The organism is Actinoplanes sp. M2I2, assembly GCF_023544445.1.
Taxonomy (GTDB): Bacteria; Actinomycetota; Actinomycetes; order Mycobacteriales; family Micromonosporaceae; genus Actinoplanes.
The window spans coordinates 53,471-74,717 of the sequence record NZ_JALPVJ010000008.1 but is presented as its reverse complement, the minus strand read 5'-3'; the positions used below and the strand labels follow the sequence as shown (position 1 = coordinate 74,717).

The 21,247-nt window shown below is 70.0% G+C and carries 24 protein-coding genes; 12 read left to right on the top strand and 12 right to left on the bottom strand.

All coding sequences use genetic code 11. The annotated features are described in order from the left end of the window. Positions 1 to 2 precede the first annotated feature (2 nt). Positions 3 to 611, top strand: coding sequence for a dihydrofolate reductase family protein (locus HJC40_RS17380; protein WP_250002159.1), 609 nt, complete (start codon positions 3 to 5; stop codon positions 609 to 611). Positions 612 to 700: 89 nt separating this feature from the next. On the opposite strand, the gene HJC40_RS17375 is transcribed toward HJC40_RS17380, so the two are convergent. Next, positions 701 to 1,867 carry an FAD-binding oxidoreductase gene (locus tag HJC40_RS17375; protein ID WP_250002158.1) on the bottom strand — a complete coding sequence of 389 codons (1,167 nt, stop codon included), beginning with the start codon at positions 1,865 to 1,867 and terminating at the stop codon, positions 701 to 703. 153 nt (positions 1,868 to 2,020) lie between these two features. Between HJC40_RS17375 and HJC40_RS17370 the strand changes: the two genes are divergently transcribed. Beyond that, on the top strand, positions 2,021 to 4,096 hold the full coding sequence (locus HJC40_RS17370; protein WP_374272173.1) for a S9 family peptidase: 2,076 nt from the start codon (positions 2,021 to 2,023) through the stop codon (positions 4,094 to 4,096). A gap of 4 nt (positions 4,097 to 4,100) precedes the next feature. Here HJC40_RS17370 and HJC40_RS17365 read toward each other — a convergent pair whose 3' ends face one another. From HJC40_RS17365 to HJC40_RS17340, 6 genes are read right to left on the bottom strand one after another with little or no spacing between them, the layout of a single operon-like run. Beyond that, complete coding sequence (locus tag HJC40_RS17365; RefSeq protein ID WP_250002156.1) at positions 4,101 to 5,636, bottom strand: SpoIIE family protein phosphatase; 1,536 nt, start codon at positions 5,634 to 5,636, stop codon at positions 4,101 to 4,103. Then, positions 5,633 to 6,952 carry a sensor histidine kinase gene (locus tag HJC40_RS17360; RefSeq protein ID WP_250002484.1) on the bottom strand — a complete coding sequence of 440 codons (1,320 nt, stop codon included), beginning with the start codon at positions 6,950 to 6,952 and terminating at the stop codon, positions 5,633 to 5,635. The genes HJC40_RS17365 and HJC40_RS17360 overlap by 4 nt, the downstream gene beginning before the upstream one ends. Positions 6,953 to 6,990: 38 nt before the next feature. After that, positions 6,991 to 8,022 (bottom strand): SpoIIE family protein phosphatase, encoded by a 1,032-nt coding sequence (locus HJC40_RS17355; protein ID WP_250002155.1) that lies wholly within the window; start codon positions 8,020 to 8,022, stop codon positions 6,991 to 6,993. Continuing rightward, positions 8,019 to 8,423, bottom strand: a complete 405-nt coding sequence (locus tag HJC40_RS17350) for an anti-sigma regulatory factor (protein ID WP_250002154.1) — start codon at positions 8,421 to 8,423, stop codon at positions 8,019 to 8,021. Before HJC40_RS17350 ends, HJC40_RS17355 begins: the two co-directional genes overlap by 4 nt. Further along, on the bottom strand, positions 8,420 to 8,845 hold the full coding sequence (locus HJC40_RS17345) for an STAS domain-containing protein (protein WP_250002153.1): 426 nt from the start codon (positions 8,843 to 8,845) through the stop codon (positions 8,420 to 8,422). The genes HJC40_RS17350 and HJC40_RS17345 overlap by 4 nt, the downstream gene beginning before the upstream one ends. A 1-nt stretch (position 8,846) precedes the next feature. Further along, a complete protein-coding gene (locus tag HJC40_RS17340; protein WP_250002152.1) occupies positions 8,847 to 9,698 on the bottom strand; it encodes an STAS domain-containing protein in 852 nt (283 codons plus the stop codon). Positions 9,699 to 9,878: 180 nt separating this feature from the next. Here HJC40_RS17340 and HJC40_RS17335 point away from each other — a divergent pair, with 180 nt between their 5' ends. The 3 genes from HJC40_RS17335 to HJC40_RS17325 all read left to right on the top strand — a co-directional run bounded on the left by HJC40_RS17335 (position 9,879) and on the right by HJC40_RS17325 (position 11,068). After that, positions 9,879 to 10,232, top strand: coding sequence for an STAS domain-containing protein (locus HJC40_RS17335; protein ID WP_127500198.1), 354 nt, complete (start codon positions 9,879 to 9,881; stop codon positions 10,230 to 10,232). A 108-nt stretch (positions 10,233 to 10,340) separates the two neighbouring features. Continuing rightward, entirely contained in the window at positions 10,341 to 10,772 is a 432-nt protein-coding gene (mscL, locus tag HJC40_RS17330; RefSeq protein WP_250002483.1) for a large conductance mechanosensitive channel protein MscL, read from the top strand. A 62-nt stretch (positions 10,773 to 10,834) separates the two neighbouring features. After that, complete coding sequence (locus HJC40_RS17325; RefSeq protein ID WP_250002151.1) at positions 10,835 to 11,068, top strand: hypothetical protein; 234 nt, start codon at positions 10,835 to 10,837, stop codon at positions 11,066 to 11,068. A 271-nt stretch (positions 11,069 to 11,339) separates the two neighbouring features. On the opposite strand, the gene HJC40_RS17320 is transcribed toward HJC40_RS17325, so the two are convergent. The 3 genes from HJC40_RS17320 to sthA all read right to left on the bottom strand — a co-directional run bounded on the left by HJC40_RS17320 (position 11,340) and on the right by sthA (position 14,788). After that, positions 11,340 to 12,242 (bottom strand): zf-HC2 domain-containing protein, encoded by a 903-nt coding sequence (locus HJC40_RS17320; protein ID WP_250002150.1) that lies wholly within the window; start codon positions 12,240 to 12,242, stop codon positions 11,340 to 11,342. A gap of 325 nt (positions 12,243 to 12,567) precedes the next feature. Continuing rightward, positions 12,568 to 13,206 carry a CGNR zinc finger domain-containing protein gene (locus HJC40_RS17315; protein ID WP_250002149.1) on the bottom strand — a complete coding sequence of 213 codons (639 nt, stop codon included), beginning with the start codon at positions 13,204 to 13,206 and terminating at the stop codon, positions 12,568 to 12,570. Between the two features lie 175 nt (positions 13,207 to 13,381). Beyond that, complete coding sequence (gene sthA / locus HJC40_RS17310) at positions 13,382 to 14,788, bottom strand: Si-specific NAD(P)(+) transhydrogenase (RefSeq protein WP_250002148.1); 1,407 nt, start codon at positions 14,786 to 14,788, stop codon at positions 13,382 to 13,384. Positions 14,789 to 14,991: 203 nt separating this feature from the next. Between sthA and HJC40_RS17305 the strand changes: the two genes are divergently transcribed. The 4 genes from HJC40_RS17305 (at position 14,992) to HJC40_RS17290 (ending at position 17,717) form a co-directional block, all read left to right on the top strand. Beyond that, positions 14,992 to 15,816 carry a helix-turn-helix transcriptional regulator gene (locus HJC40_RS17305; protein ID WP_250002147.1) on the top strand — a complete coding sequence of 275 codons (825 nt, stop codon included), beginning with the start codon at positions 14,992 to 14,994 and terminating at the stop codon, positions 15,814 to 15,816. A 91-nt stretch (positions 15,817 to 15,907) separates the two neighbouring features. Next, complete coding sequence (locus tag HJC40_RS17300) at positions 15,908 to 16,369, top strand: nuclear transport factor 2 family protein (protein WP_250002146.1); 462 nt, start codon at positions 15,908 to 15,910, stop codon at positions 16,367 to 16,369. A gap of 65 nt (positions 16,370 to 16,434) precedes the next feature. Next, positions 16,435 to 16,983, top strand: a complete 549-nt coding sequence (locus HJC40_RS17295; RefSeq protein ID WP_250002145.1) for a SigE family RNA polymerase sigma factor — start codon at positions 16,435 to 16,437, stop codon at positions 16,981 to 16,983. Next, positions 16,980 to 17,717 carry a hypothetical protein gene (locus tag HJC40_RS17290; RefSeq protein WP_250002144.1) on the top strand — a complete coding sequence of 246 codons (738 nt, stop codon included), beginning with the start codon at positions 16,980 to 16,982 and terminating at the stop codon, positions 17,715 to 17,717. Before HJC40_RS17295 ends, HJC40_RS17290 begins: the two co-directional genes overlap by 4 nt. Before the next feature lie 91 nt (positions 17,718 to 17,808). On the opposite strand, the gene HJC40_RS17285 is transcribed toward HJC40_RS17290, so the two are convergent. Further along, on the bottom strand, positions 17,809 to 18,663 hold the full coding sequence (locus tag HJC40_RS17285) for an alpha/beta fold hydrolase (protein WP_250002143.1): 855 nt from the start codon (positions 18,661 to 18,663) through the stop codon (positions 17,809 to 17,811). Positions 18,664 to 18,832: 169 nt separating this feature from the next. Here HJC40_RS17285 and HJC40_RS17280 point away from each other — a divergent pair, with 169 nt between their 5' ends. The 3 genes from HJC40_RS17280 to HJC40_RS17270 all read left to right on the top strand — a co-directional run bounded on the left by HJC40_RS17280 (position 18,833) and on the right by HJC40_RS17270 (position 20,681). After that, on the top strand, positions 18,833 to 19,141 hold the full coding sequence (locus tag HJC40_RS17280) for a hypothetical protein (protein ID WP_250002142.1): 309 nt from the start codon (positions 18,833 to 18,835) through the stop codon (positions 19,139 to 19,141). 105 nt (positions 19,142 to 19,246) lie between these two features. Then, entirely contained in the window at positions 19,247 to 19,999 is a 753-nt protein-coding gene (locus HJC40_RS17275) for a hypothetical protein (protein WP_250002141.1), read from the top strand. A 412-nt stretch (positions 20,000 to 20,411) separates the two neighbouring features. Beyond that, complete coding sequence (locus tag HJC40_RS17270; protein ID WP_250002140.1) at positions 20,412 to 20,681, top strand: hypothetical protein; 270 nt, start codon at positions 20,412 to 20,414, stop codon at positions 20,679 to 20,681. Positions 20,682 to 20,783: 102 nt separating this feature from the next. Here HJC40_RS17270 and HJC40_RS17265 read toward each other — a convergent pair whose 3' ends face one another. Beyond that, positions 20,784 to 21,116, bottom strand: coding sequence for a CU044_2847 family protein (locus HJC40_RS17265; RefSeq protein ID WP_250002139.1), 333 nt, complete (start codon positions 21,114 to 21,116; stop codon positions 20,784 to 20,786). Between the last annotated feature and the right edge of the window lie 131 nt (positions 21,117 to 21,247).

Below are 21,247 nucleotides of genomic sequence, written 5' to 3'. Positions count from 1 at the left end.
TCATGGCGAAAACTCAGTACTACACGGCGACGAGCATCGACGGCTTCATCGCCGACGAGAACAACTCGCTGGAGTGGCTCTTCGACGTCGACGGGGGCAACGAGAACCCCTTCGGCGGCTTCTTCGCGGGGGTCGGCGCGTTCGCCATGGGCGCGAACACCTACGAATGGGTGCTGAAGAACGACAACGTGCTGGCCGAGCCGCAGAACTGGCACGACCTCTACGGCGACGCCCCGTGCTGGGTCTTCGCCAACCGTGAGCTGCCGCTGGTCCCCGACGCCAACATCTTCATGGTCAGCGGTGACGTGAAGCGCGTGCACGAGGCGATGCTGGTGGCCGCCAAGGGCAAGAACGTGTGGCTGGTGGGCGGTGGCGACCTGGTCGGACAGTTCGTCGACCAGGGCCTGCTCGACGAGATCATCCTCGGGATCGCGCCGGTCGTGCTGGGCGGCGGCGCCCCGCTGCTGCCCCGCCATCTGACGGCGCAGCACCTGGCTCTCACCGGCACCGCGCAGATCGGCCGCTTCGCCTACCTGACCTACGCCGTCGGCAACGAGCCCCTGCCCGGCCGGCACCCGGTGGCCGACCACCGCTACGCCGTCCTGCACTGACCCGGGCCGCCGGGCGGCACTGAACCGCCGCCCTGCCGACCGACGCGCCGCGAACCGACGCGCCCACGGACCGACGCCCGGCCGGCCGGTCAGAAGAAGTCGAGCCGGCCCGCCATCTCGATCTCGCGGGCCAGCTCGGGCGGAGCCGACACGACGACGGCACGGCCGCCCCGGGCCAGCAGCACGTGCCGCAAGCTGTCGATGATCGTGGTGACCCGGGCCGGCTCCACCCGGCCGGGAAGCACGGCGTGCACGCTGCCGAGCCCGGCCGACCCGCGCACCGGCACCGGGCCGCCGGCCGCGTCGCCCAGCGCGTAGAGCATCGCGGGCAGATCGGCGGCCGACACCGCGAGCCGCAGCGCCACGTCGTCGCGCCCGAACGGGTAGGTGCCCCACCACGGCGGCGCGATCGGCGTGACCACCGCCCCGGCGCCCCACACCAGGGCCAGCCGCTCGGCCCGCTCGACGGCCGACGCCTCGAGACCCTCGAAGAGCACGGCCAGGGTGCCGCCCCGGCCGCCGGCCGGCAGATCGACCTCGATCGCGCTGGGCTCGAGCTCGCCGGCCGGACCGGTCAGCTCGCCCAGCTGCAGCGGGGTGGGCAGCGTGATGCCGACCCAGCGCCGGGCCTGGGGCAGCGGCTCGAGGCGCAGCGCCGCCGCGGTGATCACGCCGTCGATCTCGGCCAGCCCGGGGCGCCCGTCCTCGCCGTCGGACTCGGCGATCCGACCGTCCCGATCCACGTAGGCCACGCTGGTCACCCACGCGGCCGGCGGGCCGGATCGATGGCGCAGCGGGCCCGACTCGTTCACCGCGAGCACGCCGCCGACGGTGGCCGTGCGGGACGGCGGATCGACCGGCAGCCGCTGCCCTTGCAGTGCCAGCGCGGCCTGCAGCGCCCGGACCGGTGTGCCGGTGGCCACCTCGACCGTGCCCCGGCCGACGTCGTGATTCCACAGACCATTCAGCCGGCCGGTGTCGATCAGCAGGTCGACAGGGTCGCCGGGCTTACCCCAGCCGAGCTTGGAGCCGCTGCCGCGCGTACGGGAACGGAGCCCCCGCTCGGCGGCCAGGCGCAGCGTGTCGGCGACGGCCGGCGGGGTGGCCGGCACCGCGACATGACCCACCCGACGGCCACCGACGGTGTCGATCGACCGGGCGACGCGCGCGTAGTCGGGCCCGCAGATGTCCACAAGCGCGCTGAGCACCTGATCGGTCCCGCCGCGAACACCATCAGTCCCGTCGCGATCACTCACGCCCTGCTCCACGTCGTCGAAGGTCGTGTCCGCCGAAGATCGTCCACTCTGGCATATCGTACACGTGTTCGAATAGCCGAGGTCCGGCCCGCAAGAAGTAAAGAAGTCGGGGAAACCGGACCGCCCGGTAACGTAGGGCCGGTGACAAACCCGATTGCCGACAGCCCACCCACCGCCGAGCAGGGCACCCACGAGCGCACCTTTCACGGCGACACCGTCACCGACGAGTACGCGTGGCTGATCGACAAGGACGACCCCCGGACGGTCGCCTACCTGGAGTCTGAGAACTCTTTCACCGACCGGGCGACGGCGCACCTCAGCGGGCTGCGGGACACGATCTTCAACGAGATCAAGAGCCGGACGCGGGAGACCGACCTCTCGGTGCCCAGCCGCAAGGGCGGGTACTGGTATTACACGCGCACCGAGGAGGGCAAGCAGTACGGCATCTCCTGCCGCGTGCCGGTCCGCCCGGGTGAGACCGACCCGCCCTCGATCGACGCCGGCGAGCCGGCCGGTGAGCAGGTGCTGCTCGACGGCAACGCGCTCGCCGAGGGCAAGGACTTCTTCGCGCTGGGCACCTTCGACCTGAGCGTCGACGGCAACTGGCTGGCCTACTCCACCGACTTCGCCGGCGACGAGCGGTTCACGCTGCGCGTCAAGGATCTGCGCACCGGCGAGGTGCTCGCCGACGAGGTGCCCGGCACGTCCTACGGCAGCGCCTGGTCGGCCGACGGCAGCGCGCTGTTCTACACCACGGTCGACGAGGCCTGGCGCCCCTACCGGGTGTGGCGCCACCGGATCGGCCGCCCGGCCGGCGAGGACGTGATCGTCTTCGAGGAGCCCGACGAGCGCTTCTGGGTCGGCGTGGGGCTCACCCGCAGCGAGAAGTTCCTCGTCATCGAGGCGTCGAGCAAGATCACCTCCGAGGTACGGGTCATTCCGGCCGAGACGCCCGAGGCCGAGCCCGTCGTGATCGCCCCGCGCGAGCACGGCGTCGAATACTCCATCGAGCACCACGGCCACCGCTTCCTCGTGCTGCACAACCGTGACGCCGAGGACTTCGCCCTGGCCTACACGTCGGCCGACGCTCCCGGCGACTGGATCGAGCTGATCCCGCACGAGCCGGGCACGCGCCTGGAGTCGGTCGACGCCTTCACGCGGCACCTGGTGATCTCGCAGCGGCGCGACGGCCTGACCGCGCTGCGGGTGATGGGCGACGGCAGCACCGACTCGTACGAGATGGAGTTCCCCGAGCCGATCTACAACGTCGGCCTGGCGGGCAACCCCGAGTACGACACCGCGACCGTGCGCATCAGCTACGCCTCGATGGTCACCCCCGATTCGGTCTACGACGTCGATCTGGTGACCCGTTCGATGGTGCTTCGCAAGCAGCGGCCGGTGCTGGGCGGCTACGAGCCCGGCGACTACGAGCAGTTCCGCGAGTGGGCGACGGCGCCGGACGGCACGCGGGTGCCGATCTCGGTCGTCGCGCGCAAGGACACGCCCCGCGACGGCACCGCCCCGGCGCTGCTCTACGGCTACGGCTCGTACGAGACCAGCATCGACCCGTACTTCTCGATCGCCCGCCTCTCGCTGCTCGACCGCGGTGTCGTCTATGCCATCGCGCACGTGCGCGGCGGCGGTGAGATGGGCCGGCGGTGGTACGAGGAGGGCAAGCTGCTGGCCAAGCGGAACACGTTCACCGACTTCGTGGCGTGCGCGCAGGCGCTCGTGCGCGAGGGCTGGACGTCGCCGCAGCGGCTGGTCGCCCGGGGCGGCTCGGCCGGTGGCCTGCTGATGGGCGCGGTTGCCAACCTCGCTCCGGAGGAGTTCGCCGGCATCGTCGCCGAGGTGCCGTTCGCCGACCCGCTCAACACCATCCTCGACCCGTCGCTGCCGCTCACGGTCACCGAGTGGGAGGAGTGGGGCAACCCGATCGAATCGGCCGACGTGTACGCGTACATGAAGTCGTACAGCCCGTACGAGAACGTCGCGAAGCTCCCCTACCCGCGCATCCTGGCCATGACCAGCCTGAACGACACCCGGGTGGGCTTCCACGAGCCGGCCAAGTGGGTCGCCCGCCTGCGGGCCGTGGCTCCCGACGGCGACTATCTGCTGAAGACCGAGATGGGCGCCGGCCACGCGGGCCCGAGCGGCCGCTACGACGCCTGGAAGGAAGAGGCCTTCGTCCTGGCCTGGACCCTCGACGTCGTCGGCCTGACGGCTTAGCGGCTCAGCCCGGGCAGCGGCGCAGGGCGACGATGGCGGTGTCGTCCGCCTGGTGCCCGGCGCCGCCGAGCTCGGTCATCAGCCGGCGGGTGAAGGCGTCCAGGTTGGACTCGACCGTCGAGGCCGCCTTGGCCAATGCGGCCAGGCCGACGTCGATGTCGGCGTCCCGGCGCTCGACCAGGCCGTCGGTGTAGAGCACGAGCGTCCCGCCCGGCGGCAGCACGAAGTCGAAGTCGCCGGGGCGGGGCGCGTTGATGCCGAGAAGCGGGCCGTGCGGCTCGATGTAGCGGACACCCTCGTCGGTGTGCAGCAGCGGCGGCAGGTGCCCGGCGCTGGCCATCCGCACCTCGCCGGTCGCCGGCTCCAGGGTGAGCAGGCAGATCGTGGCCGAGTCGGCCGGCAGCACGGTTCGCATGAAGTGGTTGACCAGCTTGAGCACGGTGCCCGGGGGATGGCCCTCCACCGCGTACGCCCGGACGGCGTGCCGCACCTCGGCCATCACCGTGGCGGCGTGCAACGAGTGGCCGGCGACGTCGCCGATCGCCACCAGCAGCCGGCCGTCGAGCATCGTGAGCTCGTAGAAGTCGCCGCCCACCTCGGTCTGCGCGCCCGCCGGCTCGTAGCGCATCGCGAGCTCGACCCCGGGCACCTCGGGCAGTCGCGACTGCAGCAGGCTGCGCTGCAGGGTGACCGCGATGCGGTGCTCCTCGTCGTACGAGCGTTGGGCCTCGACCGCTGCGGCCACCGTCTGGGAGAGCTGGCGCAGCACCGGGAAGCCCGGGTTCTGGCTGCTGGTGGGCACGGCGACATAGACCGGCGGCCGATCCGGGCGGAGCCTCGCGGCGGCGACCGTCACCGACTCGCCCTCGGGCCAGGTGACGACGTCCCAGTTGGCGGCGTCGTCGGTGCGCACCACCGAGCCGACCGCGACGCTTTCCGGCGGGAGGGCCCACGGGCGTACGGCCGGGGGTGAGCCCACCACGGCCACGCCCTCGCCTTCGGCCGTCTCGGTGAGCACCACGGCCGGACCGCCGAAGATCTGGTGCGCACCGGCCGCCGCCGCCTCGAGCAGACCGGTCAGCGTGGTCGAGGTGTTGATCGCGAGGGTCGCCTCGGCCAGCCGGACCATGCGCTCGGCCAGCGACTCGGCCCGCCGCCGGGCCGAGTAGTAGCGCAGCACGGCCTGGGCGGTGGCGATCAGCTCGTCGGGCTCGATCGGCTCCACGAGGTAGGCGTCGGCGCCCCGGTTCAGGCCCTGCGTACGGTCGACGACGTCGACGGCGTGGGCCGACACGTGAATGACGGGCAAGGACCCGTACACGGGATCGGTCTTGATCCTCTCGCAGACGTCGAAACCGCTCATGTCGGGCAGCTTGACGTCGAGGACCACGAGTTCGACGTCGGAGCCCGGCAGCACCCGCAACGCCTCGCCGCCGGTTTCGGCCTGATGCACCGTGAAGCCGGCCCGGGTCAGCCAGCTGACCAGCAGATAGCGCTTGGTCGCACTGTCGTCCACGACGAGGACGGTGGCCGCCTTCATGACGCCGGCAACCGTAAGGTGAAGGTGCTCCCCTCGCCCGGCGTGGAGTCGACCCGCAGGGCGCCACCGAGGATGGTGGCCAGCCGGCGCGCATAGGGCAGACCCAGACCGGTGCCCTTGCCGCTCAGCGACTTGCTGCCCGGCACCTGATAGAACTCCTCGAAGATGCGTTCGTGCAGTTCGGGCGAGATGCCGGTGCCGGTGTCCGAGACGATGAACTCGAGGTCGGTGCCGACCTCGCGCACGGTGAGCCGCACCTCGCCCTCGGCGGTGAATTTGAGCGCGTTGGTGAGCAGGTTGCGCAGCACCCGCGTGATCAGCACCTCGTCGGAGTGGATCGACGCCACGGCGGGCTCGTCGATCCGGAACTCGACCTCGGGCCGGGTGGCCAGCGGCCGCAGGGTGCCCCGCAACTGGCCGAACGTCGCCCGCAGATCGACCTCGGCCAAGGTCGGCTCGATCCGCCCGGCCTCGGCCTTGGCCAGGTCGAGCAGATCGTTGACCAGCGTGAGCAGGTCGCTCGCGGAACCCCGGATCAGCTCGACCTGGCGTTCCTGGTCGGTGGTGAGCGGGTCGGAGCCGTCGTCGGCCAGCAGGCGGCTGAGCCCGATGATCGCCGTGACCGGGGCGCGCAGCTCGTGGCTGACGTTGGCCAGGAACCGGCTTTTCGCCTCGCTGGCCGCGGCGAGCTGCACGGACTTGTCGTCGAGCTCGGCATAGAGCGCCACCACGCCGCGGTTCGTCTCCTCCAGCTCCTCGGAGAGCTGGTGGTAGAGCGCCATGACGCCGCGATTGGTCTCCTCGAGCTCGGCATTGAGCCGGGCCAGTTCGTCGCGCTGCGAGCGCACTTCGTCGAGAGCGGCGATGAGCTGCTGGTTCTGCACATGCAACTCGTCGATGGGGCTGCTGGGGACGTGCCGACTCAGCCCGGCACGGATCTCGTCCATCCGTTCCGGGGTCAGCGGCGGCGCGCCGGCCGGCAAACGTCGAGCCATCCACACGACCGTACCGGTCTCATCGCTCTCGACCTCCATCTTGTCCACTAAGCGGCCAACATGTGCGAGGTCTCCCCGCACCAGCTGCCCGTCCCCGGGGGACGACTGCTGGACTGTCACCCGGAGCGCCATGCGTACCCCTTCGGGGCGCACCGTGAACGTCACATCGGCATCGGAACCATCGGCCAGGACCACCCGGCTCACCTCGCTCAAAGCGGTCGCGAGCCGGGTCTGGTCCTGTTGCTCCAGGCCGACGTCCCGGGCCACTTCGCGACCGAGCTGGCGCGCCACGAAGATGTCCTGCTCCACGCGCAGCCGCATGCGCATCAGCGGCTCCGGTTCCGGTTCCGGTTCCGGGGTCATGGCAGCCGGGCCACGAGCACGCCCGCATCGTCGCGGCGCACCCCGGCGTCGCGCAGCACGGTCGCGGCGATCACCAGCGGCGAGTGGGTGAACAGGCCCGGATAGTCGGCCGGGGTCCACCGGTCGACCACGCCGTCGGAGTGCATGAGCACCACCGCGTCCGGAGTGATCGGATAGTCGTACTCGCGGATCTGGCGACGCTGGTGGCCGGCGATGCCGGGCAGCGAGACCATGCCCCGCCGCGGCCCGACCGGCGGGATCACGGTGCCGCTGATGTTGCCGAGACCGGCGTACCGCACCAGGCCCGCGTCCGGGTCGAGCTCGGCGACGGCCACGGCGGCGCCCCGCGTGTGGCTCATCCGGCGGTGCATCAGGTCGAGCACGGCGGCCGGCGAGCCGGGGGGCGCCTCCTGGAACGCGCGGACCGCCTCGTTCGCGGCCGCCGCGGCCAGTCCGCCGTGGCCCAGACCGTCACACATCATCACCTGGCGACGGCCCTCGGCGTCGCGAACGGCGTAGGCGTCACCGCTGACCGGCTCGCCGGTCAGCGGCCGGGTCACCCCGGCCGCCCAGGGGGCTGCCGGGGGCTCGGAGGGCCAGACCTGAGCAGCCAGGACGGTGCCCTTTCCCGGTACGGAGTACAGGTCGAACCGGGAGGCCTGGCGCACGATCGCACCCAGCCCGATGCCGAGGGTGCCGGCGGTCGAATGCCCGTCCCCCACCGAGTAGGCCGTGTCGGCCATGCCCGGCCCGCTGTCGACCGCGACGAGCTCGACGCCCGCCTGCTCGGCCGTCCGTACCGCCCGCAGCAGCAGAACGCCCTGATCGGCGTGCTTGGCCAGGTTTCCCGCCATCTCGGCCGCGACGATCGAGAGGTCGGCCGTGGGCCGCTCGGGCATGCCCAGCTCGACCGCGAGCCGCTCGGCGGTGCGGCGGACCGCCGAGGCGGTCGGCGCGGCCTCGACCCGGAACCAGACTCCCCCGTCGAGAAGTCCCTCGGGTAACGACGCCACCGCGCCTCCGCTCATCGGCACCACTTGGTCACGGTAATGGTCGTACCCTCGCCGACCGCGGTGACGATGTCGAACTCGTCGACGAGCCGCCGGGCGCCGCTCAGGCCGAGACCCAGCCCTCCGCCGGTGGTGTAGCCGTCGGTGAAGGCCAGGTCGAGATCCGCGATACCCGGGCCCTGGTCGGCGAAAACGATGCGGATGCCCTTGCGCCGGCCGTTGTCGACCGAAGTCGCCTCGACCCACCCGCCACCGCCGTAGACGAGCGTGTTGCGCGCCAGCTCACTGGCCGCCGTGACGATCTTGGTCTGGTCGACGAGCGACAGCTTGACCGCGACGGCGAGCGTACGGACGAGCTGACGGACCCGGACGACATCCTGGTCGGTGACGACCTCGATCCGCTGGCCCTGCTCGCTCACGAGGTGAATACCGCGGGCGTCTCGGCGCCGTCCTCGCCGTCCGCGTCCTCCTCCTCGTCGTCGTAGTCGGCGCGTTCCCGGGCCAGCAGCTCCATGCCGAGCTCGACGTTGAGCGCCGTGCGGATGCCGGGCAGCGACAGGCCCAGCTCGACGAGCGTGATCGCGACCGCGGGGCGCATGCCGACGACAACCGTGTCGGCGTCGAGCACCTTGGAGATCGCGGCGATCGTGGCGAGGGTGCGGCCGACGAAGGAGTCGACGATGTCCAGGGCGCTGATGTCGATGACCACGCCGTGGCAGCCGGTGGCGACGATCCGGTCGGCCAGGTCCTCCTGCAGCTGCAGGGCGACCTGGTCCTCCATGTCGATCTGGATCGAGACGAGGAGAATGTCGCCGATCTTGAGAACCGGAACGCGTTCCACGTCAGGGCTCCCGGCGCTTGGACTGCTTGGACTGCTTGTTCTGGCCCGCCTTGGCGAGCACGTAGCGCAGCGCGTCGGCCAGGGAGGACTTGGTGGCGATGTCGCCGAACTCGATGCCGAGCGCGACGATGGTCTGGGCGATCTGCGGGCGGATGCCGGAGATGATGCAGTCCGCGCCCATCAGCCGGGCGGCCACGACGGTCTTGAGGATGTGCTGCGCCACCTGGGTGTCGACGGCCGGCACACCGGTGATGTCGATGATCGCGTACGGCGAGCCGGTGTCCACCAGTGTCTGCAGCAGCCGCTCCATCACCACCTGGGCGCGGGCCGAGTCGAGCGTGCCCACCAGCGGGACGGCGACGACGCCCTCCCACAGCTTGACCACCGGGGTGGAGAGCTCGAGCAGCTGCTCGGCCTGGTCGGCGATCAGCTCCTCGCGGACCCGGACGTAGCTGTCGAAGGTGAACAGCGCCGCCTCGTCCACGAAAGAAGAGAAGGCCACGTAGTCGCGGACATTCACCCCGTCGAAGGCGTTCAGCACGGCGTCCTTGAAGGCGAAGATGCTGACGGCCGTCTCGGTGGCGCTGAAGCCCTGCCGGGCCCGCGTCGACGAGAGCTCGGCGAGCTGAGCGCGCAGCTCGGCCGCGGGCTCAGCCGCGAGGTCCTGGGCCGAGCCGGCCAGCGCCTGCTGAAAGCCGCGCCGAAGCTCACCGTTCTGCCGCTGGAGCTCCGCATGGCTCAGCCGGCCGCGCAACGTGGAGGCCACACGCTCGGTCCAGGCCGTCACCAGGGCTTCTTGGTGCTCGTCCACCAGAGCGGCGAAGCGGGCCGCCTCATCCGCACTCAGCGTCACCGCTGCCTCCCGACTATGGGTCTCGCTCTGCAACGGGCGGGACTTTACCATCGCCAGGTCGAATGCTTGCTGTGAGCCAAATACTGTGGGCTGTATAAGGACGGGGTCGCGGAGACACGCCCCGTTCTGCGCGCTGCCCGCCTCTTGGAGTACCGTTCTGCACATAACTGGAGGTCCTGAATGTCTCTGACGGTACAAACGGAACAGCGCGCCGACATGGTCGTCGTGTCGGTCGCGGGCGAGCTGGACATGGCCACCGCGCCCCAGCTTCAGGACCAGATCAGCGACCTGCTGGAGAAGGGGCGCACCCGTCTGGTCTTCGACCTGGCCGAGGTGTCTTTCTGCGACTCCACCGGGCTCTCGGTCTTCGTCCGGGCCAAGAACAGCACCGACGACGCCGGCGGCACCGTCCGCCTGGCCGCACCGCAGCGCGGCGTGCTGCGCATCCTCGAGGTGAGCGGTCTCGTCGAGGTGTTGCGCACCTACCCCACGGTCGACGAGGCGGTCACCGCGCAGGAGCCGGCGCTCGACTGATCCGCCCTTCCTGGATCGTCCCGGTCGGCGATAGTTTGTCGCCGACCGGTCGTGGGCACCTGCGGCCGGACTGATATTTCGGCGTGCGCGGGAGAGCTTGTGAACAAGATGTTGCAAGGCTTTAAAGACTTCATCATGCGGGGCAACGTCGTCGACCTCGCCGTCGGCGTCGTGATCGGTGCTGCCTTCACCGGGGTCGTCACCGGCTTCACCAACGGCTTCATCAAGCCGCTCATCCAGCTCCTGGGCGGCGGCACCGGGCTCGACGCCGGCAAGTTCAAGGTTCGCGGCGTCGATTTCGACTACGCCACGTTCCTGAACTCGCTGATCACCTTCCTGATCACCGCGGCGGTGCTCTACTTCTTCGTCGTCCTGCCCCTCAACATCCTGGCCGAGCGTCGCCGCCGCGGCGAGGAGCCGCCGCCGAAGGCCCCGGCCGAGGACATCGTCCTGCTCACCCAGATCCGCGACGCCCTCGTCTCCGGAACGCCCGGTCACCCCGACGCTCCGGGCCGTCACCAGCAGGAACCGCCCCGCTGACACGACCAAAAAGATCATCCCCACTCGGCGCGTCTCGAACAGATGTTCGATACGCTGCCGGGATGGAGCAGCGTAAGCACTGGTGGAACGGCAAGTGGGGCCGCGTCGCCCGCAAGGACGTCTACCTGCGGGTGAGCGGCGACCAGTGGTACGTGGAGCAGCGCGCGGGCGGCGCCGACGGCGTCTCCCACTTCTTCGAGTACGACTCCGAGGAAGCCGCACTCGACACGGTCCGCGCGCTGCTGGCCGCTCCCGGCGACTGGCGTGAGCTCTCCGTCCGCCCGCCGTCCCGCTGACGGGCGGGCTGAGCGCTCCCTACCACGCCGCGCCGCATCACCGGGCTTCGCCTCCATCCCACGCCAGACCGCGCAGGGCTCGAGCCGGCGCTGAGCGCCCGACCCGGTTTCGGGCCCTTCTTCGGTCAGGTCAGTTGCCCGTCCGGGCCGACCGCGGCCCGCGCAGGCCTTTCCCGCCCACCGACCGAGCCGTCGCCGTTGCCGCCAGGCGGGTTGGCGGTCGTTGCCGTCAGGCGGGTTGGCGGCCGTTGCCGCCAGGCGGTCGTTGGGGTCAGGCGGCTTGGCGCTCGTCCAGCTGGGCGGTCATCGGTCCCGGCGGTACCAGCCGCAGCCCCGGCCGGAACGGCTCAACCGGCTGCTCCTCGTCGTCCTCACCGAAACGCGCCCGCCAGGCGTCGCCGGCCGCCGTCCGCTCCCGCATGCCCGGCGGCGTGGTGACGAACCCGCCCGGGATGCGCGAAAGGGCAACGATCAGCAGATAGCCGAGGATCACGAAGCCGTGGCTGATCAGCCGGGCCAGGTCGACCCGGGCGGCGGTGAGGTCGTTGACCGAGAGCAGCAGCAGCATCCCGACGAAGGCCGTGAGCATCGGGATCAGCCCGGACGGCCGGGTCCGCCGCAGCGCGATGAAGAGATAGCCCGCGCCGACCGCCACATTCCAGGCCGCCGACTCGTGCCAGAGATGGCCCGGCGTCGCGTCGAGGCCGGTGTGCACGTGGGCGCCGACGACCCCGCCGCCAATCTGGTTGAGCCCGAGGATCAGCTGGACCGCCCCCACGGCCGCCAGCGCCACGATCAACACGGCGGCGAACGGGAAACGCCCCCAGCGCACCCGCCCGACCAGGGGCAGTTTCGCCAGGGAAAGCCGGCGCCTCCCCCGCTCGGGGACGGCTTCCGGAGCGCCGATGGCGTGGACGGCGGCCAGGCCAGGCGTGGACCCTACGGCTGGGCGATCGTCGCTCCGGCCCGGCAACGCAGCCAGGATGGCCGCGCTCAGGTCCGGTGGCGTGCCCATGCTGGTGCTGGTCAGGCGATTGACCGCCGCGGCCCGGTCGAGCCACTCCCGGCACCCGGCGCAGCCGGCCAGGTGCGCGTCGACCGCGCCCCGGTCGGCCGGATCGTCCTCGCCGTCCAGCTGCGCCGAAAGCATCTCGCGCCACCGCTCACAAGCCATACCCCCATAGTCGCCCCAGCCCGGCCCGAAGTTCCCCGCGAGACCCCTACATCGGGAACTTTCCGTCCCCCCGCCTGCGGCGACCTGGCCGCGACCGCGTCGCATACCGGCGGCACTCATACCGTTCCGCCTGCGGCCCGGCCCGGTTCGTCCTGCTCGGCGCGGTTCGTCCTGCTCGGCGCGGTTCGTCCTGCTCGGCGCGGTTCGTTCTACCCGGCGCGGCTCGGCCCGGCCCGGCTCGGTCTGGTTTGACCCGGCCTGCAACGTCGTCGCAGGAAGCGCCTCGAAGCCGGCCTTATCGCTCAGCAGGACCGGCCGCGCTTGATCAGATCAGGCTCGGCGGGCCCTGGACGGTGGGGCGCGGCGGCAGGGCGCCACTGCCGCCCAGCAGGCGGCGACGCTCGCGGAAGGCCCGCAGGTTGGCCGTGTTTCCGCAGGTGCTGACGTCGTGCCAGACCCCGCTGTTGTTACGGGACGTGTCGAAGAACGCCGCCCGGCACTCCAGGTTGTTGCAGAGCTTGAGCCGGGGCCACAACCCGCCCTGCTGGGAGAGCAGCGCCTCGGCCCACAGCGCGGACGCCAGCCATCGCGTGCCCCGGCCGGTGGGGACGATGCGCACCCAGCCATCGGCGTCGGGGACGAGACTGACCGGCACGTCGGCCGGCGGAAGGGAACCGTCGGGACCCCCGGTGCCGCCGGCCAGGATGACGTTCTCGAACGTGCTGCGGAGGCGGCGCAGGGAGCGCAGATCGGACGACGAGATCAGCAGGGTCGGCGCCGGCAGGCCGGAGACCCGGGACCAGGTGGCGAGCGCCTCGGTCAACCATCGCTGGGCGTCATCGGTCTCCACGAGCAGGTCGGTGCCGTACGACATGGGCGGACGAGTGTTGAGCAGCTCCTGCAGCAGCGCCAAGCCGCCGGGAGCCTCCCGGACCCCGTGCCGGGCGCTGGCCATCCATGACATAGCCGAAGCGTACTTGACTCTTTTTCATGGCCGCCTCTACCACGGTTTTAGTTCCCCTTAAGAGATCGGTTTTTTACCACCGGAGTGGTCCACTTGTACCGATTCGCCACATCGGCGAAGGTCGGCGCGGGGCACGTGACAAAACCTGCTCATAAGGAGAGCCGCGAAAAGGGGCTTATCCGTCGATCCGCGTGATGTTGCGAATCTTGTTCGAGGCGTCGAGAGCGGCGACCTTGTACGCCTCCGACAGCGTCGGGTAGTTGAAGACCGCGTCGACCAGATAGTCGACCGTGCCGCCGCAGCCCATCACCGCCTGGCCGATGTGGACGATGTCGGTGGCGCCGGTGCCGAAGACGTGGACGCCGAGCAGCTTGCCGTCGTCGGGGGCGACCAGGAGCTTGAGCATGCCGTAGGAGTCGCCGACGATCTGGCCGCGAGCCAGCTCGCGGTAGCGGGCGATGCCCACCTCGAACGGCGTGTTGGCGTCGGTCAGCTCGTCCTCGGTCTTCCCGACGAAGCTGATCTCGGGAATCGTGTAGATGCCGATCGGCTGGAGCTGGTGCATCTCGCGGGCCGGTTCGCCGCAGGCGTGGTGCGCGGCCAGGCGGCCCTGCTCCATCGAGGTGGAGGCCAGCGCCGGGAAGCCGATCACATCGCCGACGGCATAGATGTTGTCGGTCGCCGTACGGTAATTGACGTCGACCTCGATGCGGCCACGCCGGTCGGCTTCGAGCCCGGCCGCCTCGAGCGCCAGGTCCTCGGTCTGGCCCTGGCGTCCGGCCGAGTACATCACCGTGTCGGCGACGATCTTCTTACCGCTCTTGAGGATGCAGAGCGCGGCGGTCTGGTGGCGCTCGACCGCGGCCACCTCCTCGCCGAAGCGGAACGTCACGCTGAGGTCGCGCAGGTGGTATTTCAGCGACTCGATGATCTCGTCGTCGCAGAAGTCGAGCATCTTCTCGCGACGTTCGACCACGGTGACCTTGGTGCCGAGCGCGGCGAACATCGAGGCGTACTCCATGCCGATGACGCCGGCGCCGACCACGACCATGCTGCGCGGCACGGCCTGCAGATTGATCACGCCGTCCGAGTCGACGATCGTCCGGTCGTCGAAGTCGACGCTGCCGGGACGGGCGGGCCGGGTGCCCGCGGCGATGATGATCTTGTCGGCGCTGACCTTGCTCTCCCGGCCGCCGCTGCCGCCGTCGACCCAGATCGAGTGCGCGTCGGCGAACCGCCCGATGCCGGTGATCATGGTGATCTTGTTGCGGGCGAGCTGGTTGCGGATGACGTCGGTCTGCCGGGCGATCACGTGCTGGGTGCGGGCGGCGAGGTCACTCACGGTGATCTCGTCCTTGACCCGGTAGTTGCTGCCGTACAGGTCGCGCTGGCTGAGACCGGTCAGATAGAGCACGGCCTCACGCAGTGTCTTCGACGGCACGGTGCCCGTGTTGATGCAGACGCCGCCGATCATGTCCCGCCGGTCGACGATGCCGACCCGGCGGCCGAGCTTGGAGGCGGCGATGGCGGCCTTCTGACCACTGGGCCCGGAGCCCAGCACCAACACGTCGTAGTCATACACCTGCTCAGCGTCGCAGTGCCGGGGCCCCCGGTCCACCGAGTCCGACAGTTTTTCGTGATCTATTTACCGGGCGACACCCTTCGTACGCCGAGGGACCCCAGCCACCGGGCAGTCCGCATGACCCAGCAGCGCCTGCCTGGTGCTTGACGTCCACCGCGACGTTCGAGCCGGGGCCACGGCCGGGCCGCGCGTAGGGTGCTGGGGTGGCGACATTGCCCGGAAACTCGCTCGGCGCCTTCCTCCGGTCCCGGCGCGAGCGTCTCGACACCGCCGGGCTCGACCTGCCGGGATCCGCCCGCCGCCGCACGCCCGGGCTGCGGCGTGAGGAGGTCGCGCAACGGGCCGGTTTGAGCGTCGAGTGGTACACGCGACTGGAGCAGGGCCGCGGCGGGGCGCCGTCGGCCCAGGTGATCGACAGCGTGGCCGACGCGCTCCTGCTCAGCCCGGCCGAACGCGAGCACGTGTTCCTGCTCGCCCACGGCCGGCGACCCGCGGCGCCGGCCACCGCCGAGCCCGGCCTCGACCCCCGCTTCAGCCGGGTGCTCAGCGGGTTCCCGTACGGGCCGGCGTACATCAAGACCCCGGCCTGGGACATCATCGCCTGGAACCGGGCCGCCCAGCTGGTGCTCTCCGACTACGCGACGTTGCCGCCCGGGGAGCGCAATGTTCTGAGACTCCTGTTCTTCGACACCGCCGCGCGGACGTTGCTGACGAGGTGGGAAGACGAGGCCGGCCTGGCCGTGTCGACGTTCCGGCGCGAGCTCACCCGCTGGGGCGCCACCGAGCAGGCGACGAGGCTGGTCGAGGAACTGCGCAACCGCAGCGCGGATTTCGCCCGCATGTGGGAGGCCCACGATGTCGGCACGCTGGGTGAGGGCGTCAAGCACCTGGCTCATCCGGTCGCCGGCCACCTGGCCCTGTGGTATTCGTCGTTCGCGATCGACGACGAGCCCGGGCTCGGGCTGGTGCTCTACACCCCCGACACCGACGCCGACCTGAGCCGGATCCGGCGCCTGCTCGACGGCTGAGGGGTACCGGCCATACCCGGATGATCACGGCGTGGCCGGCCACCGCGCTCCGCGGAAGCATGAGTCCTCCAAGCTTCCGCGGGAGGGAACCATGAACACCACGCAGACCCTGGTCGAGCAGGACGTCCGTCAGCGCATGCAGGACTGGAAGGCGGCCTTCGAGGCCAAGGACGTCGACGGCATGATGTCCTTCTACGCCGACGGCGACGCCTTCAGCGCCTTCGATCTCATGCCGCCCATCGAATTCCGGGGCGGTCCAATGTGGCGTGACGGCTGGGTGGCGTTCTTCACCGCCTTCGAGGGACCGCTCACCCTCGAGTTCTCCGGGCTCGAGGTGTACGGGTCGGACGAGCTGGCCTTCGCCCGCCTCTTCATCCGCTTGGTGGGCGTCATGAACGGCCACGACACCGACATGTGGGTGCGGACGACCAACTGTTTCCGCCTCCTCGACGGTCAGTGGCTGATGATCCACGACCACGTCTCGGTGCCGCTCGACTTCGCCACCGGCCGGTCGCTGACGCACCTCACCCCGGAGAAGCCCTTCGGCGAGTGAGCTCAAGAAGTTCGAGCAATGTCTTCGCGAGGCAACCTGGCCGACGAAAAAGCCGTCTTCGAGTTGTGAGACTGCAAAGAGGCTCGGTCAGATCCGAGCAAGAGGACGACTTCCGGGACTTCGTGGCCGGTCGGCGGCTGGGCCTGCTGCGGACCGCCGCACTCCTGGCTGCCGGCGATACTCACCTGGCGGAGGATCTGGTTCAGGCGACGCTGATCAAGGTGTATGCCAACTGGGCGACGTTCCAGAAGGTCGGCAACCCGGAGTCCTATCTGCGCAGGGCTCTGGTCAACGCGCTGATCGACGAGCGCCGCCGGGTCTGGCGGCGCCGGGAACAGCCGGTGGCGGAGCTGCCCGATCAGGCGGCCACCACGGCGAGCAGCCCGGGCGGGGAGGCCGTCCGCCGCGCGTTGCGGGAATTGCCACCGCGCATGCGGGCGGCCGTGGTGTTCCGCTACTTCCACGGTCTCGACGTCGCCGAGACCGCGCACGCCCTCGAGTGTTCCGAGGGCACCGTCAAGAGCCAGACCGCACGCGGGCTCGAACGCCTTCGTGCAGTTCTCGACCAGCAGCAGCCCACCTTGTCCGTCCAGCCTCAGGGAGCTACGTCATGAACGACCTGCGAGAGTACTTCGACGAGATCGCCGACTCGGTGACCTCGACGGCGACCACCGACGTCGAAGCCGACGTCACGCGAGGCCGTCGCGCGGTGCGGCAGCGACGCACCGTACAGACGGTCGCCGGTTCGGTCTTCGGCATCGCCGCGCTCGTCGCCGCGTTCACCATCCCGTCCGCGGGCGTCGGGTCGGGCCCGTTCGGGCCGACGGCCGCGGCGCCACCCGCCATCAGCTCGGCCCTCGACCTGGTCGCCTATCAGGGCGCGCAGCCGAAGGGCTTCACTGTGGACAAGGTGCCGGCCGGCTGGTTCATCCAGGCCGACAACAACTACAACCTGCTGCTCGCCCCGAAAGGCGCCGGCAGCGCGGCCCCTAACGCCGACCCGAACGCCAACCCGTCCGCTGACCCACGCCTCGACCCGGCCAGCGCCGTCGGCAAGATCGCAATCTTCCTGGAGTCGAAGGATCAGAACGGACCGGCGCGCGACGGCATCGAGGTCAAGGTCGGTGATCGGGACGGCGTCCTGCTCAAGAGCCTGCCCGCGATGATCCCCGGCCAGACCCCGGCGCCCGCCGACAGCGACACCGGCTGGGAGATGTGGGTGGAACAGCCCTCCGGCGTCTACCTGATCGTCCAGTTCTGGGAGGGTCTCGGCCTGAGCCAGAAGCAGATGGTCGAGCTGACGGCCGGCGTGCACGTCGAGAAGGATGCTGTGCAGAGCGTCGGCTGACGCTGACCGGCTCGGCTGCCACCTGGCGGCCGAGCCGGTCGTTCCCGGCAGGCCGATCGCCTGGTCTCTCCCCAAGCCGCGGCAGCGTCGGTCAGGGCTGTCCGATCTCGGCGAGCCACCGGCCGATGGGGGCGGCCACCTCGGCCGGCGCCCGGCGGGCCCAGGAGAAGTGGTCCACCCGTACGTCGCCGGCTGTTCGAACCTGGACTCGTGCGGCATTGGCGGCCCGCTTGGCCAGCAGCGCCACCGCACGGGGATTGATCAAATGGTCGCCGTCGATGCCGAGCATCAACCGGGGCGTCCTCAGTCGCGACAGGGCGGCCTCGTAATCGAACGAGTCACGGTGCAGGCGGAACCGGCCGTGGCTGGCTTCGTACGCCCAGTCGCGCATGACCGTGCTGGGCTGCCGGCCGGCGAACCCGAACAGGTGGCCCGGCCAGTAGCCCACCGTGCGGGTGATCGTCCGGACCACGCGGATGCCGAAATAGCGCTGCACCCGGCGCAGGGCCCCGAATTCGGCACTGCACCAGCTCGTACCGGTGGCGATCGTGACCACAGCGTCCGGCGCGACCGTGCCCGCGGCCGTCGAGAGCAACGCCAACGCACCACCCATGCTGTGCCCGACCAGCACCACCTGCGAGGCGGCACGAACCTCGGGCAGCGCGAAGACAGCCGGCAGATCCTGCCGAATCATGTCGCTGTAGCCGAACCGCCCCCGCCGGATGCTGCGGATCGGGCTCAGCGGCTGCCCCCGGTGCTCCACACCGACCACCTGATGCCCATCGCCGGCCCAGACGTCGAACAACCGCGCGTAATACGACAGCGGCACACCCAGAGCGGGCAGGAAGACGATGGTGGCCGGCGCCGCCACCCCCGCCGGCTGCCGAATCTCGTACCCGATGGCGTGGCCGTCGCCGGCCATGACCGATGCTCGAGTCTGGCTCACGCGCGTGCTCGCCCCCTTGCTCAGGTCGGGGAAGCGTAAGACACCGCGCTGACAGCGGACAACCACCGAACGAACCGAGACACGTGACCGGCCCGGGGCCCGGCCTGGCCGACTCCGTCAGCGGCGTGGCGGTCATGTCCATGATCGACTGATCCTGTACATTTCGGGCATGGCAAACGGGACCCGGCGCGGTGTGGCGCGGGCGTTGCCTGTTCTTGTGGTCATGGTCCTGGCGCTGTTCGGCGTCTCGCAGGGCCTGGCCGTTCCTGGTGTCGCCGGATCCGCCCGCAGCTCCGTGGCCTCGGCCACGCATCACGCCGTAGCGTCGACTGCTACCGCGCCTGCGGACGTCGAGCCGGAACCGACCGCAACCTCCTGCCCTGCCGAGCCCGGTATCGCCGCGTGCTCACTGCCTCTGTCCGACCAGTTCGCCGCGGCCGCCCGCAGTTCTCGCGCCCCGCCCTTCGTCGTCGCCTGACCGCCGCCCGCGTACAGCGCCGCGGCAGTCGCAGCACGCCGTCCGGGCCCCCGCGACGGCGATCGACGACGCGGATGGACTGCTGTTGTGAACGTGGTTGCGGAAATGCTGCTGACCGAACCCACCCCGCTGGTGATCTGGGGAAGCTTGCTGGTCATGACCGTGCCGGCAGTGTTGTTGCTGGGCAGCCCTCATATCCTGCGTGAGCCGGGGCGCGCCCTGCGGCAGCTGTTCGCCGGATTGCGCCGCGGGAGGCCGGCCCGTCCCACGGCGCAGGAAGCCGCCGATGCCGTGCGGTTCGCGGCCGAGGTGCGGGTCGCGGCCGACCGGGCGACCGTCGCCGCCGGCCAGTGGCGGCAGCGGTGGGAGCACGCCGACGAGCAGCAGGCCACACAGTGGCAGGCGTGGATCGACGCCGACGCCAGACTGCGCGACAGCCTGGCCGCCGCCGCGTTCCGGTCGCCGTCGCCGGCGTCGACCTGCGAGGAGTACGCGGCCCGCGAGCGCTTCCTGCACCGGGCCGTGGCCGCCGCTGTGGACCGGGGCGACCTGCCCGCCACGGCGATGGCCGACGCCCTCGCCGGCCACCAAGGCTGGGACGCCCGGCTGCACCCGGTCGAACAGCAACTGGTCGTCAACCGCGCCGCCGCGGCCTACCGGCGCCTCCGCTACGAGCAGTCCGCCCAGGCCGAGCGAAACGCCTGGCGCGACGCGCAATCAGCCGACTGCGCTGCTCAAGCCCTCCGGCGTACGGCCGACGAAGCCGCCATCCGTGCCAACGGGTTCCGCTCCCCGCTCCCCACCGGAGCCACCGAACGTCGCCGTACCGCCCGGCTGGTCCCCGCACCGGCCATGTGACCCATCCGGACGACGGCTCGTCGCAGAAGTTTCGTAGGCGGGACCTGACCTGCACAAACACGGCGGAGCGGATACCCACCCGCGATGCTCTCATCGCACAGGTACTCTATGATCGCGGGCCGCTAGCTCAATGGCAGAGCTGTGGACTTTTAAAACGCAGCTATACGTAGTGATCCGCACACGAACCATCAGCGATATTAGTCCCAGGCTGTGCGGCTGTATCCGATGCGCTCTTGCCGCGTATCAACGGCTCAACCCGCCTACGTCGGCCGAGTAATCACTACGGGAGTCTTGATCAGGGCCCGTAATCCAGTTTTCGCTAGGCGTCTCCATCGGCGTGGTTAACGTCCGAGCACCCGGGGAGCATCCGGCCGGCCAAGCGACCGTGCCCATGTTTCCCGAAAAGTGCTTGATGTGGTTTACCAACTCGATTGGCATTGTCGGCGCCGCCGATTCTCTTCATCTCGGAGCTCGTCTCGACGTACGTCGGCGCGGCGTACAGACATTGCCGCCCGATCCGCATCTCAAGCGTTCTGGCGATCAATGGTTTTGGCTCGATGCGAAACCAGTGTTCACGAGCTTTCCCGGCTTGCTCCTTAGCAGCGCCAAAATTAACTGGGAAATTGGCAAGTCCAGATACATGAAGACGGCATTCGTCATGGCATTCCACCTACGAAAGTGAAGATGCCTGGATGAAATCTCCGGTGCAGCCACTTTACATGCCCGATACAATCCGGTCAGATGAAGCCCGCGAGCGCGGCACGAAAGTGGCTGAAGGGTAACGCTACTTGTTCCCACGCTCGAGTGTGACCGTCACTTCGAGTGACGCCTCGGTGGACGCCTTGGTGAGGATTACGCCTGCCTCGGCGACAAGTGCGATACCGAATGTCGCCTCAAGCGACGACACCCGCCATCCTTCCGCCGTGCCCGCAGCGGCGGCGGCGTTCGATTCTTGGAGCGCCGCTACGGCCTCGGCTACGGCTGCGGCGATATCCGCTCGTCGGTCACTAAGGCGTTCGGTCAGATTGCGCCTGCTGGAGATCTGGCGGCTATCTCGGTCGTCCGGATCCAAGACCCTGATGCGAACGACGGGTTGCGGTGTGGATTCGGAGTCCATCGAGCACTCGTCCTGTCGGTTGAGGTTTTGCGTGATGTTGCCACATGGGATAGTGGACGGCATCGGTTGTGCGGGCAGTCAAGCCGTCTCCATGGCTGGTGTGCGCCGGCTGCCCACCCGGCTAAGGTCTC

Excerpts from the sequence above, each read along its gene's own strand:
- HJC40_RS17380 (WP_250002159.1), top strand. The coding sequence starts at position 3 with ATGGCGAAAACTCAGTACTACACGGCGACGAGCATCGACGGCTTCATC.
- HJC40_RS17365 (WP_250002156.1), bottom strand. The coding sequence starts at position 5,636 with ATGAAGGCGGCCACCGTCCTCGTCGTGGACGACAGTGCGACCAAGCGC.
- HJC40_RS17360 (WP_250002484.1), bottom strand. The coding sequence starts at position 6,952 with ATGCGGCTGCGCGTGGAGCAGGACATCTTCGTGGCGCGCCAGCTCGGT.
- HJC40_RS17355 (WP_250002155.1), bottom strand. The coding sequence starts at position 8,022 with ATGAGCGGAGGCGCGGTGGCGTCGTTACCCGAGGGACTTCTCGACGGG.
- HJC40_RS17335 (WP_127500198.1), top strand. The coding sequence starts at position 9,879 with ATGTCTCTGACGGTACAAACGGAACAGCGCGCCGACATGGTCGTCGTG.
- mscL (WP_250002483.1), top strand. The coding sequence starts at position 10,341 with ATGTTGCAAGGCTTTAAAGACTTCATCATGCGGGGCAACGTCGTCGAC.
- HJC40_RS17325 (WP_250002151.1), top strand. The coding sequence starts at position 10,835 with ATGGAGCAGCGTAAGCACTGGTGGAACGGCAAGTGGGGCCGCGTCGCC.
- HJC40_RS17320 (WP_250002150.1), bottom strand. The coding sequence starts at position 12,242 with ATGGCTTGTGAGCGGTGGCGCGAGATGCTTTCGGCGCAGCTGGACGGC.
- HJC40_RS17315 (WP_250002149.1), bottom strand. The coding sequence starts at position 13,206 with ATGTCATGGATGGCCAGCGCCCGGCACGGGGTCCGGGAGGCTCCCGGC.
- HJC40_RS17300 (WP_250002146.1), top strand. The coding sequence starts at position 15,908 with ATGAACACCACGCAGACCCTGGTCGAGCAGGACGTCCGTCAGCGCATG.
- HJC40_RS17290 (WP_250002144.1), top strand. The coding sequence starts at position 16,980 with ATGAACGACCTGCGAGAGTACTTCGACGAGATCGCCGACTCGGTGACC.
- HJC40_RS17280 (WP_250002142.1), top strand. The coding sequence starts at position 18,833 with ATGGCAAACGGGACCCGGCGCGGTGTGGCGCGGGCGTTGCCTGTTCTT.
- HJC40_RS17275 (WP_250002141.1), top strand. The coding sequence starts at position 19,247 with ATGCTGCTGACCGAACCCACCCCGCTGGTGATCTGGGGAAGCTTGCTG.
- HJC40_RS17270 (WP_250002140.1), top strand. The coding sequence starts at position 20,412 with ATGTGGTTTACCAACTCGATTGGCATTGTCGGCGCCGCCGATTCTCTT.
- HJC40_RS17265 (WP_250002139.1), bottom strand. The coding sequence starts at position 21,116 with ATGGACTCCGAATCCACACCGCAACCCGTCGTTCGCATCAGGGTCTTG.